General features: G+C 65.9%; 12 protein-coding genes. 3 read left to right on the top strand and 9 right to left on the bottom strand.

All coding sequences use genetic code 11. The annotated features are described in order from the left end of the window. Positions 1 to 185 precede the first annotated feature (185 nt). The 9 genes from ACXMDY_RS01825 to ACXMDY_RS01785 all read right to left on the bottom strand — a co-directional run bounded on the left by ACXMDY_RS01825 (position 186) and on the right by ACXMDY_RS01785 (position 8,876). Positions 186 to 1,481, bottom strand: a complete 1,296-nt coding sequence (locus tag ACXMDY_RS01825; protein WP_259701407.1) for a restriction endonuclease subunit S — start codon at positions 1,479 to 1,481, stop codon at positions 186 to 188. Beyond that, the gene (locus ACXMDY_RS01820; RefSeq protein WP_259701406.1) at positions 1,478 to 1,834 is read right to left on the bottom strand and encodes a hypothetical protein; all 357 of its coding nucleotides are present in this window, start codon (positions 1,832 to 1,834) and stop codon (positions 1,478 to 1,480) included. Before ACXMDY_RS01820 ends, ACXMDY_RS01825 begins: the two co-directional genes overlap by 4 nt. After that, on the bottom strand, positions 1,831 to 3,255 hold the full coding sequence (locus ACXMDY_RS01815; RefSeq protein WP_259701405.1) for a Fic family protein: 1,425 nt from the start codon (positions 3,253 to 3,255) through the stop codon (positions 1,831 to 1,833). The genes ACXMDY_RS01820 and ACXMDY_RS01815 overlap by 4 nt, the downstream gene beginning before the upstream one ends. Positions 3,256 to 3,274: 19 nt before the next feature. Next, positions 3,275 to 6,340 carry a type I restriction endonuclease subunit R gene (locus tag ACXMDY_RS01810; protein WP_259701404.1) on the bottom strand — a complete coding sequence of 1,022 codons (3,066 nt, stop codon included), beginning with the start codon at positions 6,338 to 6,340 and terminating at the stop codon, positions 3,275 to 3,277. Between the two features lie 8 nt (positions 6,341 to 6,348). Further along, positions 6,349 to 6,579, bottom strand: a complete 231-nt coding sequence (locus ACXMDY_RS01805) for a hypothetical protein (RefSeq protein WP_259701403.1) — start codon at positions 6,577 to 6,579, stop codon at positions 6,349 to 6,351. Between the two features lie 61 nt (positions 6,580 to 6,640). Beyond that, positions 6,641 to 7,918: a type II toxin-antitoxin system HipA family toxin gene (locus ACXMDY_RS01800; protein ID WP_259701402.1), complete on the bottom strand. Its 1,278-nt coding sequence runs from the start codon at positions 7,916 to 7,918 to the stop codon at positions 6,641 to 6,643. A gap of 2 nt (positions 7,919 to 7,920) precedes the next feature. Next, positions 7,921 to 8,265, bottom strand: coding sequence for a helix-turn-helix domain-containing protein (locus ACXMDY_RS01795; protein WP_259701401.1), 345 nt, complete (start codon positions 8,263 to 8,265; stop codon positions 7,921 to 7,923). A gap of 86 nt (positions 8,266 to 8,351) precedes the next feature. Further along, entirely contained in the window at positions 8,352 to 8,477 is a 126-nt protein-coding gene (locus tag ACXMDY_RS01790; protein ID WP_259701400.1) for a PIN domain-containing protein, read from the bottom strand. Positions 8,478 to 8,642: 165 nt separating this feature from the next. Continuing rightward, positions 8,643 to 8,876 carry a FitA-like ribbon-helix-helix domain-containing protein gene (locus tag ACXMDY_RS01785; RefSeq protein ID WP_259701399.1) on the bottom strand — a complete coding sequence of 78 codons (234 nt, stop codon included), beginning with the start codon at positions 8,874 to 8,876 and terminating at the stop codon, positions 8,643 to 8,645. 99 nt (positions 8,877 to 8,975) lie between these two features. Between ACXMDY_RS01785 and pdxH the strand changes: the two genes are divergently transcribed. The 3 genes from pdxH to ACXMDY_RS01770 are packed head-to-tail and all read left to right on the top strand — an operon-like array spanning position 8,976 to position 14,004. Then, on the top strand, positions 8,976 to 9,683 hold the full coding sequence (gene pdxH / locus ACXMDY_RS01780) for a pyridoxamine 5'-phosphate oxidase (RefSeq protein ID WP_259701398.1): 708 nt from the start codon (positions 8,976 to 8,978) through the stop codon (positions 9,681 to 9,683). Positions 9,684 to 9,736: 53 nt separating this feature from the next. After that, entirely contained in the window at positions 9,737 to 10,912 is a 1,176-nt protein-coding gene (locus ACXMDY_RS01775; protein WP_259701397.1) for an exonuclease SbcCD subunit D, read from the top strand. Next, positions 10,909 to 14,004, top strand: coding sequence for an AAA family ATPase (locus tag ACXMDY_RS01770; protein ID WP_457767277.1), 3,096 nt, complete (start codon positions 10,909 to 10,911; stop codon positions 14,002 to 14,004). Before ACXMDY_RS01775 ends, ACXMDY_RS01770 begins: the two co-directional genes overlap by 4 nt. Position 14,005: the final 1 nt, after the last annotated feature.

The raw sequence follows: 14,005 nt of genomic DNA, 5'->3' as shown, positions 1-14,005 counted from the left end.
TGTCTGTGTGGAAGCGGGTCAGTTCGCTCATGTTTGCTCCTTCTGAACGACCGAGGATTTCTCGGTCGTTGGCCCGCAGCCTGGTTCAACATCAACTGTCAAGGATGGCTTGACGGTTGCCTCATGGCCCGATCGCGCTTGAATTTTCAAGGGATCCCTGACCATGGCCCACGAACACTGCCCGCTCATGCTTCCACCTCCACCGGGGATGGGAAAAGCTGCTGCATCAGCCCTTGCTTGTGGGTCTTGAGGGCTTCGAGCTTTTGGGTTTCGGCAGTGATCAGCTCATCGAGGCTGCTCAGGCAGGCGGCGATGCGTTGTTGTTCTGCAAGTGCCGGAGGAAGAGGAATCCCGAATGACCTTATCTGAGCAAAGTTGAGTCCCTGCCGGTTTCCTCCTGCTTGGAAACTGTCGATCTGCTTCTGGCCGCGTTGGGAGATGAGAAACTGATTCAGAAACAAGGGATTCAGTTCGAAGGTTTTGGTGCGGATGATACAGACGTGCTGGTTTACGTTCCCTCCGGCAATTCTGTCATCAGCTACCGCACTCCGTCCTATTGAGGCTCCCGTGATGTTTAGCAAAACGTCACGGACTTTGATTTCGCTCGAATCGAAAGAGGCGTGGGTCTCTTCATCAATGTAAGCAGCGTCGTCCAACAACAAAACACCCCAGCCGACGTTCTGACTGCGGACAAATGGCCGCCCAGACTGTTTGTAGTTCTTGTCACCGCCGGTTGGTGTTATTCCGCTGCCGACCTTATTCGCTTTGGCTCCGAGCTTCTTCACCTCCCACTCCCCAAAATTTCGGAACTCAGGGAAGCGACGACATGGTTGGGTTTCGCCTTCGCGGGGGAAAAGCTGCTGCATCAGCCCTTTTTTATGGATCTTGAGCGCATCCACTTTCCGGGCTTGGGCGGCCATCCACTCGTCTACCGAACTCAGGCACTCGGCGATTTTTTGTTGTTCGGGTTTTGGCGGGAAAAAGGTAGGGTACTCCTTCATCGAGGCAATATCGCCTCTGGGCATCTTCACGCCCTTTGCGCCAGTCATCACATAGTCGATAAAGGCATCATTCCTAAGCAGGCAGGAGAAGTACTCAGGGAGTAATCGCTGCTTAGCTCTAATGACTATGACATCATTCGATGCGCCACCCTCTCTGTTCGCGACCCAGACCTTTTTTAAATAGGGGCGGATATTGGAAACCAATGTGTCATTCGGCCTATATCGAGTAACTGAGCCCGTTGAGGGAAGCTTGGAAGCGCGGGTCACGCCGCCATAGTCTGCGAGGATGTTTTCGGTGCTGACATAGCTTGAGAGTTCGATTCGTTCGAGCGGGATTTTCTCGTTAACGAAATCTGCCACACTTCCGAGTTTGTCTGCCTGCCACTTATCCGCATTACTAAACTCCGGAAACCGCAGTTTCGGCACCAGCGTGGGCATTGCCTCCGCCGTCAGAACGGGGCTTGGCGTTTGGGGGTTCATGGCGCCACCTCGTGGATGAGGTTCTGGTCATCGGCATCCCACATCTCGCGGTAGGCATGGACATAGCTCGCGGTGGCCTGGGGGTCTAGTGACCAGTAATGGCCGCAGAGAGTTTTGAAGAGTGCCAAGCCCTCCGGGAAGCAGGCGTGGTCCAAGAGTTGGTCGAGTGTGTGCTCGATGCGCTGAACATCGCGGCTGCCGCCGCGCACCATGCCTTGCACAGTGGGCGTTAGTGCTTCGATGGCCAGTTCGCGCAGTGTTTGCAGCTCGGCCATGGTCGTCTCCAGGTCAGCGAGCAAGTCTTGGTTGGTGGCTGCGCGCGGCCTTGCGGTGTGCTGATGCGGGGTGGTCATTTCAACAAGGCCTTTCCTTGTGCAGTCAGTCGGTATTGCTGCAGGCGGCTGTTGGTTTTGTCGGGGATGGTGGGTTCGATCCAATGCCGATCCAATGCCGGGCGCAGGTAGTTGGTCCGGAAGGTGGGGCGGTGTTTCAGCTCAAGCCGTTGCTGAATCTCCGACGGAGCCAATGGCCCATCCGCCAAGGTTTGCAGAAGCCGGAGGACTGGGTCGGTGACTGGGTCGGTGACTGGGTCGGCAGCTGGGGCCTCGGCTTGTTCGCCAGCGGCATCCCATGTCGCATTGGGGCGCTGCACCTTGGCGGTGAATTGGTTGCCGGTGTCCTCGCTGATCAGTTCAATTTGGGGCCACTCGCCCAGCGCCCGGGGGATGCCGCTGCCCATTCCGCGGTAAGGCAGCAAGCGGAAGGCGTGTTCACTCAGCGTGGGGTTGCGGCGATTGCTCTTGCCGTGGCGTATGTCGTCAATGCTCAGGCTGTCGGGCAAGGGGCCTGGGCTGATGATCTCAATCCGGTCGCGAAACACCAGAATGCGGATGGACGCGCTGGTGAAGTAGTCGCGGTGCACGAGGGCATTCACCAGCAGCTCTTGGAGAGCCACCTCTGGCACCTCCAGGATGCCCGGTGAGTTGAAGCCCTGGTCGCCCTGCACGCGGCGCAGGTTCCGTTTGATGAAGGCCAGCGCCTCGGCGTACTGGGCAGCCAGGGTGCCGCTGAAGTCCTGGCTGTCTTGGTAGTGGCTGTCGGCAATGCTGTTGCCGAAGAAGGCCACGGCCTTGATCGTGAACGCCGGCCGCCAGCGCAGCGGGTTGCGGCCAAACAGCATGAGGCCAGCCAAGGTCAGTTCGCGGCCATCGCCCAGACCCAGGTTTTGCAACACGGCATCCAACGACAGCGCGGCTTGGGCGGGATCTGCGCTGTAGTGCTGGGCCAGGTAACGGCCAAAAGCGGTCTCATCCAGGTCTGCACTGGAGGTGCCCGCGACGGGCACGACATCCGCGTAGACCAGGCCGCCACTCTGAAACATGCGCTGCATTTCTTCGCGGGCGGTCACATGGCGTTTGTCAGCGCCTTGTTTGACCCAGATGCGCCCTTGGTGGTCCAGGTAGGGCTTGGCCAAGCCATGGGGCACGATCACCACCATCACCAGCCCTGCGTGGGTCTTGACGTTTTCGGTGAGGGGGTGAATGGGCGGACGCACATGCTGGCTGCTGGCGTTGCTGAGCATTTGATTGAGGTGGCGGATGTCGTCGGTGCTCAGCCCGGCGATGGTGCCATCGTCGTCCACGCCAATGAGCAGCGTGCCGCCCCCGCTGTTGGCAAAGGCGGCCAACTCGGTGGCCAGGGCGTCCGGGTTGTTGACGTTGCGCTTGAACTGCTGGCGGGTGTGTTCGCCCAGGGCGATGCGCTCCAGCAGCACGGCTTCAGTGAGCGGGGGCTCATGCATACGCACTAAGCCCTGAGATGTCACGGCCACCGGCTCGTTGGTTGAGGAGGGGGTGCAGGTCGGCCATCAGTGCGAGTTCGGCCTGGCTGCGGGCTTTCCAGCCGAGCTTGAGCGGGGCCAGGAGGTCGCTGAGCTGTTCGCCATCGAAGATCATGCGCTCGAGGATGGCGTCCACGAAGGCTTTTAGGGCAGCCGTGTCGAGGCCGTGCTGGCTGGCAATGGTGGCGAGCTCGGCGGCCGATTTCTCCAGCTTGAAGCGGCTGTAGCCGTCGCGGATGGCTTGTTCGCTTAAACCCTCACCGGCCTTGAGTGTGCCGATGTACTCGGCGATGGCCTCACGCTCGTTCATGAACTTGGCATCGGCGCAGATCAGGCCGATGAGTTCCTCGCGGCTCATCTTCGACTTGCCCGGCTCCTTGGCCGAGAAGCCGGCGATCAGGCCCATGATGTAGTCGTAATCAATCACGGCGGAGGCAAAGAGCACGAACTCGAAGTCGAGTTGGTCGACGGGGTTGGTGCTGGTGCTTTCGTCTTCGCCCTTGCCCTGAACCTCCTTGAGCTGTTTGGCGGTTTCCAGGTACTGGCCCTTGAAGCCCAGCAGGTTGTCCTTGGGCAGCACCTGCTCAATGGTGGCTTGATTGGCGTCGGTGAGGTCGGTGTATTGGTCGAGCTGGGTTTTCAGCCGCTGCACCTCCTTGAAGTGCGTGATGAAGGCCGCCTTGGCGGCATCGCCCTTCAAATTGGCCACGGCCGAAGGGGTGCAGGCCAGGCCCTGGGAGGTCATGAAGCCATGGAGCTTCTGCACGGCGGCCTCCAGCTTCTGAATCACCACGGGCGCCTTCTCCACAAGCCAGATTTCGCGGGCCTGCTCGCTTGATCTTTCGCCGGAGAAAAGAGCGATGGCGGCATCCACAGCGTCTTGCTGCTGGCGGAAGTCAAGGATGTGGCCGTAGGGCTTGGTGCCATTGAGCACGCGGTTGGTGCGCGAGAAGGCCTGGATCAAGCCGTGGTGCTTGAGGTTCTTGTCGACGTAGAGCGTGTTCAGAAACTTGGAATCAAAGCCGGTGAGCAGCATGTCCACCACGATCGTGATATCGATCTTCTGCGCTGGGGGATAGTCGGCATTCGGCCACTGCTGATCCTTGATGCGCTTCTGCACATCCTGGTAGTAGAGATCAAACTCGCTGAGGCGGTGATTGGTGCCATAGCGCCGGTTGTAGTCAGTGAGGATGGCCTTGAGCGCAGCTTTCTTGCCTTCGGGGTCCACCGCGTTGTCGGCCTCTTCCTGGGGCAGGTCTTCCTGGATCTGCTTCACATCAGCATCGCCCTCGGCAGGCGGGGAGAACACGCAGGCGATGGTCAGCGGCTTGAAGCCGGGATCGCTGCACGCCTTCTCCGCTTGCATGGCCTGGAGTAGGCCGTGGTACTCGATGGCGTCATTGATCGAGGCGGTGGCGAGAATCGCATTGAAGCGGCGGCCGGCGGTGGCGGCATCGTGCTTGGCCAGGATGGCCTCAATGACGGCCCGTTTCGATAGCGCCTCACCGGGCCTGGGCGAGGTGCCTTCGGCCCCGAGCTTGGGCTTGAAGTAATCAATGTGAAAGCGCAGAACGTTGCCATCCTCGATGGCATGGGTGATGGTGTAGGCGTGGAGTTGCTTCTCGAAGAGGTCTGCCGTGGTGCGCATCGAGGCCTGCGTGTTCTCGATCTTCTGCAAGGAGGCATTGGCCTCAAAGATCGGCGTGCCGGTGAAACCGAACAGCTGGGCCCTGGGGAAGAACGCTTTGATCGCGCGGTGGTTGTCGCCGAACTGAGAGCGGTGGCATTCGTCGAAGATGAAGACGATGCGTTTGTCCTTCAGGCCGGCGAGCTGCTCTTTGTAGGTGCTCTGGCCGTTGCTGCTGCGCTGCTTGTTGCGCTTGCTGTTGTCATCCAGCGCCAGGCCGAGCTTCTGGATCGTGGTGACGATCACCTTGTCGGCAAAGTCTTCAGAACGCAGACGGCGCACCAGGGCGCCGGTGTTGGTGTTTTCTTCCACGCAACCGTCCTGGAAGCGGTTGAACTCCTCGCGGGTCTGGCGGTCGAGGTCTTTTCGATCCACCACGAAGACACATTTGTGGATGTGCTCGTTTTCCTTGAGCAGGGTGGAGGCCTTGAAGGAGGTGAGTGTCTTGCCGCTGCCGGTGGTGTGCCAGATGAAGCCGTTGCCGTTGTCGTCGTCGATGCAGCTCACCAGGTGCTGCACGGCATACACCTGATAGGGCCGCATGATCATCAGCTTCTGCTCACCGGCGAGGAGCACCATGTAGCGGCTGATGGTGCGGCCGAGGTCGCACTTCTTCAGAAAATGCCCGGAGAAATCATCGAGGTGGGTGATCTTCTTGTTGTCTTCGCCGGCGAATTCATAGACGGGCAGGAAGCGCTCGTCGGCATTGAAGGCGAAGTGCCGAGCATTGTTGTTGGAGAAGTAATAGGTGCGATCGCGGTTACTCACGATGAAGAGCTGCATGAAGCACAGCAGCGTTTTGGTGTAACCGTTGCCGGAATCGTTCTTGTACTCAACGATCTGCTCCATGGCCCGTCGCGGATTCACGCCGAGGGTCTTCAACTCAATCTGAACCACCGGCACGCCGTTGACGAGAAGGATGACGTCGTAGCGGTGGTGGCTGTTGTTTGTATTGATGCGGAGCTGGTTGATCACCTCGAAGTGATTTTTGCACCAGTCCTTGATGTTCACCAATGTGTAGTTCAGCGGCGTGCCGTCGTCACGCGTGAAGGCATTGATGCTTCGCAGGATCCTGGAGGCGATGAAAACATCAGGCGTGATGATCTCATCCAACAGCCGTACAAACTCGCCATCGGTGAGCTGAACGCGATTGAGGGCCTCGAATCTTGTGCGGAAGTTCGCTTCGAGGTTGGAGCGGGTTTTGATCTCAGGGCGATAGTCGTATTTCAGGCTTAGCAGCTTGTCAATCAAGCCGCGTTCAATCACTTCCTCGCTGATGCCAGGAAACGGCAGATTCTGGGGTTGATCAACAGCGGCCTTCTCCAATGCCATGGCGTTGTTCAAAGCAAGGATGGCGCGAAGCTCTTGGCTGCGCGATCGAGGCTTCGCCTGTGGCCCGATTGGCTGCGGGTTCGGGGATTCTTGAACGTGCTGCCGATCTCCATGCCGGGCTCGGGCTTCAACTCGTCGTTGAACCCATCGCAGAGGTGCCTGGTGAAGATCAGCAGGGCGGGGTTGCCGAGCGTTTCCAGGGCTTCGATGAAGTCGTTCAGCTGGTCCTGATCGGGCATCGAGGGATCAGGTGGGGCTTCGCTGGATGGAGTCTGGCTGGAGTGAGGCGGTTTTGGGGGATCAGGCGGGCAACTCCAATCCTCCATAGAGGAAAGCGCTCCGAATGATCTCGCAGTCGGCCTGACTGACGCCAACGCTGCGCAGCAGGCGTTCCCACTCCGCCGCCACGGTGGTGAACACCCGGGCCGCAATCGCTTCCGCTTCCTCCTTCTCCAGCAGGAAGCGGCCTGCTCCCGCCACGATCGTGCCCCGATTGGCCCAGCGGCTGGGCCTGCGGCCCTCCAGGCCACAGACCATCGCCAGATCACGGCGGGTCTCCGTGCGCATGGTGCCGGGCGTGAGGTCGTAGGCGGGGCTGAGGCGCCACTGTCGGGAGCGGGCCAGCAGGGCGTGGTTGCGGGGGTGGTCGTCGAGGTTTGACACCGCCGCGTTGAAGCAGATGCGGGTGAACAGTTCCCTCAGATCCTCAGCCGGGCTGGCGCTGACGCGCCGAAGTTCATCGGCCAACAGCAGATACGACCACGTCTGTCGGTCCGTGGTGCTGTCCTCCGCCTGCAACAGGGTGAGGGCACTCACCATCCGGTGACGCTGGTATCCATCACCGCTCCAGTCGCGATCGAAGCGCTTCACCAACAGCACATCGGCCTCCCCCACCCGGGTGAGCCGGCTTTCCGCCACCTGCAGCCCGCACTGCCGTGCCAGAAGCAGCAGCGCATGCTCCACCTTCGGCTGATTCCATCGATCTCTTGGTGCCGGGAACTTGGCGAGCCAGAGAGCACCGTCATGCTCCACGGTGGTTTTTGGTCGGGCTCCGCCCATGGAGGTGCCGGCCCCCTGCAGCAGCTCGACCACCTGATCGTGGGCCGAGCCCGCCCGGTGAGGTTGATCGGTGAGGATCGCGTCCGCCTCCTGCTGGATCCGCTCCAGATCGAGCGTGCGGTTGAAGCGCCGCTGCGGTGCCGGCGGTTCGACGTTGCGGCCGAAGCCGAGGGCGCCAGCGCGATCATCTGGACCCAACAGCAGCAGCTCGAAATCGCTGGGTTCGCACAATCCGCCGTGGCGGGCAATAACCTGCCGGCCCCAGAAATCCGGCAGCGCATCGCGCAGCGCCCCGAAGAACCCCCCCATACGGCCAGTCTGAAACGGGCGTGCCCCCAGCCTCAGCTCCACCGGGTCGAGTTCGACGGCCTCAGGCCGCTCCCGATAGCGACGGCCATAGACGAAGGCTCCGACCGCGCGGCCCTGGCGATCCTGCTGGAGCGCAAACCGCCCGGCCGTGACGAACTGGGTGTCGCCAGGCAGCACGACATAGACAAAACACTCCGCTTCAGCCGCCATGGTCAGAAGTCGTCATCGAGACGGCGGTGGCGGCGGGGTGCCTGCTGCGGGCTGCGGGCGCCTTCCAGGGCTTTGCCCTCCTCATCCCGATCCGGATCGGCCACCCCGTCCATCTGCTCAAGCAGCCCCAGCACCCAGAGCGCACCCAGATAGGCCGCCACGGACGTTCCTGGCTTGCCTCGCTCCACATCGGCCACCGTGTAACGCGTGACACCCAGGCGCTCGGCCACATCCTCCAGGCGCCAGCGGCGCCGCAGCCGGGCCGTGCGGATGTTTCGGCCCAGGCGCTCCAGGCTCTGCTCCAGGGCCGCCGGGGGATGTCGAACGATGGGGCTGGCCTTGGCCATGAGCAGCGGTCAATGGCAGTAGTGTTGCCTGGAGGCATCCTAAAGGAGACTTGTGTTGCTTAACAGCACCATGACTCCAGCTCCTCTCAAGGTGCGGGCCAGGGGTTGATCAACTCGATTCTGATGCCGGCGAAATCCGCCACGTTGCGGGTGGCCAGTTGGGCGCCCTGGGACAGGGTGATTCCGGCGATCACCGCATCGGCCGTGCTCATCGGCTGGCCCAGGCGTTCCCTCTGCCACAGCAACTCCCCATACCAACGGGCGGCCTCCCGATCGAAGGCCCACCATCGCGGGCTCCAGGCGATCGGCCCAGGCCAGCACCAGGGGCTCGGGGCGGGGCCGCATCAGCTCCGCAATCACGTTGGCGCCCAGAACGATCAAGCCTGTTCTTCTGCGAAGCGAGCGGCTTGCGCCATCGACACGCGAGCCGGCAGATCGAGTTCCACCCCGCCGCATGAGGCGAAATGGGCCTGAATGCGGCTGCCCAGGCCTGGACCGGCTGGCACATCAGGCGACGCCGCCACCGCCTGCCTGAGGATCGTGCGCGCCGCCTGAAGCCGCAGTCGGGCCTTGGTGGCGTTGTCGAGGTTGCGGATCGTGAGACTCGCCATGCCCCGATGCCAGCAACGCTAGCGGCGGCTGCCCAGCTCGCCCCGCCGGGGCCCGAAGCTGGAGCCCGAAGGCGTGAACCGCCGCTGCGATCCGCTGCCATGAGCAACCCCCCCGATCCCACCGATCCTCCCGGCCACCCCACCGATCCCGCCCAGCTGCGCCGCGACTACCGCCGCGAGGCCCTGCGGCGCGCTGATCTGGCCGCCGATCCGGTGGCGCAGTTCCGCCGTTGGTTCGATCAGGCGGTGGCGGCCGAGCTGAGCGAAGCCAACGCCATGGTGCTGGGCACCAGCGATGGCGCGCGCCCCAGTGCCCGCACCGTGCTGCTCAAGGCCTTCGATGTCCGCGGCTTCGTGTTCTTCACCCACTACGAAAGCCGCAAGGCCACCGAGATCGCCGCCCATCCCCAGGTGAGCCTGCTGTTTCCCTGGTACGGGCTGGAGCGGCAGGTGATCGTGCTCGGCCGGGCCGAGCGGATCAGCACGGCCGAATCGCTCGCCTATTTCCTCTCGCGTCCGGTGGGCAGCCGGCTGGGGGCCTGGGTGTCGCAGCAGAGCGCCGTGATCAGCTCCCGCTCGCTGCTGGAAGCCCAGTGGGAAGCGATGGCGCGCCGCTTCGCCGGTGGTGAGGTGCCGCTGCCGCCGGCCTGGGGCGGCCTGCGGGTGGTGCCGGTGGAGTTCGAGTTCTGGCAGGGGCGTCAGAACCGCCTGCACGATCGCTTCCGCTACCGGCCCAGCGAACCGGCGGCCACCAGCGGCGCTGGGGCAGAGGCCAGCGCCTGGCTGATCGAGCGGCTGGCGCCCTGAGCGGGGCAGGCGCAGCGGCAGCCAGCGGCGTTCCTCCTGCCTACCTTGGCCCGATGCGCTTGCTGCACACCTCCGACTGGCATCTGGGCCGCAGCTTCCACGGCGTCTCGCTGCTCGATGAGCAGGCGGCGGCGATCACACGGATCGTGGCCCTGGCGCGGGAGCATGAGGTTGAAGCGGTGCTGATCGCCGGCGACCTCTACGACCGCGCCATCCCCCCCGCCGAAGCGGTGACCCTGTTCAACGACGCCCTGGCCCGGCTCAGCGCCGGCGGCACCGCCGTGGTGGCGATCGCCGGCAACCACGACTCGCACGTGCGGGTGTCGGTGTACGACCCGCTGCTCTCCGCCTTCAACATCACCATCCGCGGCGACGTGCGCCGCGCCGATCAGCCGGTGCTGCTCACCCCCAGGGGCGGCGGTGCGCCGGTGGCGATCTACCCGCTGCCCTACCTGGAGCCGGCGGTCGATGGCCCCGCCCTCTCCGGCGACCCCGGCCGCCTGCGCCATGAGCAGGTCACCCGGTTGGCCCTCGCCCGCCTGCGCGCCGATCTGAGCGGGCGGCCCGGCCACCGCGCCGTGCTGGTGGCCCACACCTTCGTGGCCGGCGGTGAAAGCTGTGAGTCGGAGCGGGAGCTCACGGTGGGCAACGTGGATCGCGTCAGCGTGGAGGCCTTCGCCGGCTTCGACTACGTGGCGCTCGGCCATCTGCACCGCTCCCAGCAGCTGGCCGGCCCGCGCATCGCCTACTCCGGCACGCCGCTGCCCTATTCGTTCTCCGAGCAGGACCACATCAAATCGGTGCGGATCGTGGAGCTGGCCGCCGCCCCCGGCGCGCCCGAACCGGCGGCGGTGCAGGTGATTCCGCTGCAGGTGGGCCGGCCGCTGCGCACCCTGCGCGGCCCGATCGAGGCGCTCTGCCACGATCCCGCCCACGCCCCTGCCGAAGCCGCCCGCGTGCGGGCGATCCTCACCGACGACACCCTGCCGCTGCAGGCGATGGCCCGCCTGCGGGCCCGCTTCCCCCACATCGCCGAGCTGCGCCACGAGCCGCCGGAGCTGGTTCGCGCCAGTGGCGACGAACGCCACCGTCAGGTGCGCCAGGCCAGCTCGCCCCTGGCCCTGGCCACCGCCTTCTTCGCCGACCAGCAGGGCCGGCCGCCCAGCGACGCCGAAGCCGAACTGCTGGAGGCGGCCCTGGCCCAGGCGTTGCGGGGAGGGGAGCGTTGAAGCCGCATCAGCTGGTGATCGAGGCCTTCGGGCCCTACGCCGATCCGGTGGCGATCGACTTCGACGCGCTCGCCGCCGAAGGGTTGTTCCTGATCCACGGCACCACCGGCGCCGGCAAGACCTTCCTGCTCGATGCCCTCTGCTTCGCCCTCTATGGAGAGGTATCGGGCGATCGCAGCGTCAAGGGGCTGCGCTCCGATCACGCCGCTCCTGGCGCCGTGCCGCGCGTGAGCCTGGCGTTCTCCTGCGGCGAGGCCCGCTACCGGGTGGAGCGCAGCCCTGCGCACAGCGCCCCGAAGGCCCGCGGCCAGGGCGTCACCGACAAGCCGCCGCAGGCGTTGCTGCTGCGGCTGGGCGCCAACGGCGAGGAGCAGCCGGTGGCGGCCCGAATCACCGAGGTGACCCGTGAGGTGGAGCAGCTGGTGGGCCTCAACGCCGCCCAGTTCCGCCAGGTGATCCTGCTACCCCAGGGCCGCTTCGCCGAAGTGCTGCGCGCCAAGGCCGACGACCGCGAAGCCCTGCTCAAGACCCTCTTCGACACCGTTCTCTACGAGCGGGCCGGCTGGTGGCTCGACGACCAGGCCAAAGCCGCGCGTCAGGCCGTCCAGAAGCAACACGACGCCCAGGCCGTGCTACGCGACCAGGCCGGCCACGCCTGGCTGCCGTATGCGGGGGTGGCTGAGTTTGCGGGGGTGGCTGAGGCTGATGGGGCTGATGGGGTGCCAGCGCCTCGGGCCCTCGGCGAGCCTGCAGCGCTCGCCGCACCCGTAGCACCTGTTGTTCCCACCGATCAGGCTGGCCTGGAAGCTTTGGTGGAGCGGATCGCTGCGGTGGTGGAGGCCAGTGCCGCCGCCCGAGCTCAGGCCGATGCGGCCTTCACGGCGGCCCGCGCCACCCGATCCGGGCGCGAGGCGCTGGCGGAGCGCTTCGACCGGCGCGCCGCCGCCGCCGCCCAGCTCGCCGAGCTGGAGGCGAAGCAGCCGCTGGTGCTGGATTTCCGCCAGCGTCTGGCGCGGGCGGAGCAGGCCGAAGCGCTGCGCCCCAGCCTGGTGGCCGAGCAGGAGGCGGCTCAGGCGCTGGCGCAGCTGGAGCAGGAGATCCGCAGCTCCCTGCTCAACGCCCGGCGGGCCCAGGCGCAGGCCCCGGCCCTGCCGCTTGCGGTGCAGGCGCTGGATCTCGACGTGTTGCCATCGCCGGAGGCGCTCGGCAGTGCCGGCGCCGATCTGGCCGCCCGGGCCGCCGAGGTGCGGGAGCTGGCCAACAAAGCCCAGGAGGCCAGCGCTGCCAGCCAGGCCGCTGCCGCTGCCGGCCAGCGCGCCGCCGCCGCCGAGGCGCAGGCCGCCGAAGCCGGCGCCCGGCTGGAGCAGTTGCAGGCGCAGCAGCAGCAGGAGCTCGCCACGCTCGCCCAGGCCCGCACCGCCCACGACCAGCTCGATGGTCTGCAGCGGGCCGCCCGCGAGGCCACAGCGCAGGCCGCCGCCGCCGCCGCCATCGCTCCGGCCCAGGCGCGGCAGCTGGAGGCGATGGCGGCCCGCAACGCCGCCGATCAGCGCCTGAACACCCTCAACGCCGCGCTCAACCACCTGCGCCGCCGCCAGATCGAGGGCATGGCGGCGCGGCTCGCCGCTGGCCTGGAGGCTGATTCCCCCTGCCCGGTGTGCGGCGCCACGGCCCACCCGCAGCCGGCCCTGCCCACCGCCGATGCGGTGGACGATGGCCAGATCCAGGCGGTGGAGCAGCAGCTCGCCGCCGCCCACACGGACGTGCGCGCTGCTGGTGTGGCCGTTGCCCAGGCCGAGGCGGCCCTGCAGGGCGTGCTGGAAAAAGCCGGGGCCGGCTGCGAGGCAGTCGCCGCCGCGCTCGCCGCCCGCACCGCCAGTGAGGCCCTCGCCGCCGCCAGCGCCCAGGCTGCGCGCCTCACCGCCCTGGAGCAGGGCACCAAGGCGCGTGAGCAGCAAGGCCAGGACCTGCAGCAGGCCATCGAAGCTGCCCGCACGGCGATGGCGCTGGAGAGCAGGGCGCAGCAGGAGGCCAGCGGCCGGGCCGCCAAACTGGTGGCTGTCGTGGCGCAGGAGCTCGGCACCGGGCTGGATCCCGCCACGGTGCTGGCGGCCTTCACGCCGTTGGAAGCCGCCCTGCGCCGCCTGATCGGCGCCGCCGCCGACCACGCCCGGGCCGTTGCCCGCCAGCAGCAGGCGGCGCAGCGGCTCACGGCTGAACGGGCCGCTTCCCCCTTCCCCACCGCCACCGAGGCCACCGCCGCCCTGGTGGATGCCACCAGACGCGCGCACTGGGCCCAGCGGATCGAGGCCTATGAGAAGCAGGTGATCGAGCTGCAGGGCGCCCTGGCGGCTCCCGAGCTGGCCGATCTACCCGAGCAGCGGCCCGACACCGCCGCCGCCCTGGAAGCGGAAACCCTCGCTGATCAGCAGCGCACCACAGCGGTGGAACGCCACAGCGAAGCGCGCGGCGCCCAGGCCGAAATCCAGCGGCTCACCCAATTGCACCGGGAGCGCGCCGCCGGCCTGGCGCAGCAGCGCACCCACGCCGAGCTGCTCAGTGCCGTGGCCTACCGCTGCCAGGGCAAGGCGGCGCCCTACATCTCCCTGCAGCGCTGGGTGCTCTCCGCCTACCTCGCCGACATCTGCCGCTACGCCAACCAGCGGCTCACCCTGATGACCTCCGGCCGCTACCAGCTGCGCCTCACCGACGAGGGCGGCCACGGCGGCCGCCAGGCCGGCCTCGGCCTGCGGGTGCTCGATGCCTACACCGGCGAGGAGCGCGAGGTGAGCAGCCTCTCGGGCGGCGAAACCTTCCAGGCGTCGCTGGCCCTGGCCCTGGGTGTGGCCGACACCGTGCAGGCCCATGCCGGCGGCGTGCCCCTGGAGGCGCTGTTCATCGATGAAGGCTTCGGCAGCCTCGACCCCGACAACCTGCAGCTGGCCATGGACGAACTCGACCGCCTGCGCGAAGGCGGCCGCATGATCGGCCTGATCAGCCACGTGGGTGCCCTGCGCGAACGCATCCGCGGCGGCATCGAAGTGATCGCCGGCGATCGCGGCTCCACGCTGAGGGTGGGTGGCGGGGTCTGAG

Source organism: Cyanobium sp. ULC082, assembly GCF_977927535.1.
The sequence above is the reverse complement of the archived record's forward strand: the minus strand, read 5'-3'. Positions and strand labels throughout refer to the sequence as shown.

What these genes read in the sequence shown, in the direction of transcription:
- ACXMDY_RS01825 (WP_259701407.1), bottom strand. Translation starts at nt 1,481, where the DNA reads ATGAACCCCCAAACGCCAAGCCCCGTTCTGACGGCGGAGGCAATGCCC.
- ACXMDY_RS01820 (WP_259701406.1), bottom strand. Translation starts at nt 1,834, where the DNA reads ATGACCACCCCGCATCAGCACACCGCAAGGCCGCGCGCAGCCACCAAC.
- ACXMDY_RS01810 (WP_259701404.1), bottom strand. Translation starts at nt 6,340, where the DNA reads ATGGCATTGGAGAAGGCCGCTGTTGATCAACCCCAGAATCTGCCGTTT.
- ACXMDY_RS01805 (WP_259701403.1), bottom strand. Translation starts at nt 6,579, where the DNA reads ATGCCCGATCAGGACCAGCTGAACGACTTCATCGAAGCCCTGGAAACG.
- ACXMDY_RS01800 (WP_259701402.1), bottom strand. Translation starts at nt 7,918, where the DNA reads ATGGCGGCTGAAGCGGAGTGTTTTGTCTATGTCGTGCTGCCTGGCGAC.
- ACXMDY_RS01795 (WP_259701401.1), bottom strand. Translation starts at nt 8,265, where the DNA reads ATGGCCAAGGCCAGCCCCATCGTTCGACATCCCCCGGCGGCCCTGGAG.
- ACXMDY_RS01790 (WP_259701400.1), bottom strand. Translation starts at nt 8,477, where the DNA reads ATGAGCACGGCCGATGCGGTGATCGCCGGAATCACCCTGTCCCAGGGC.
- ACXMDY_RS01785 (WP_259701399.1), bottom strand. Translation starts at nt 8,876, where the DNA reads ATGGCGAGTCTCACGATCCGCAACCTCGACAACGCCACCAAGGCCCGA.
- pdxH (WP_259701398.1), top strand. Translation starts at nt 8,976, where the DNA reads ATGAGCAACCCCCCCGATCCCACCGATCCTCCCGGCCACCCCACCGAT.
- ACXMDY_RS01775 (WP_259701397.1), top strand. Translation starts at nt 9,737, where the DNA reads ATGCGCTTGCTGCACACCTCCGACTGGCATCTGGGCCGCAGCTTCCAC.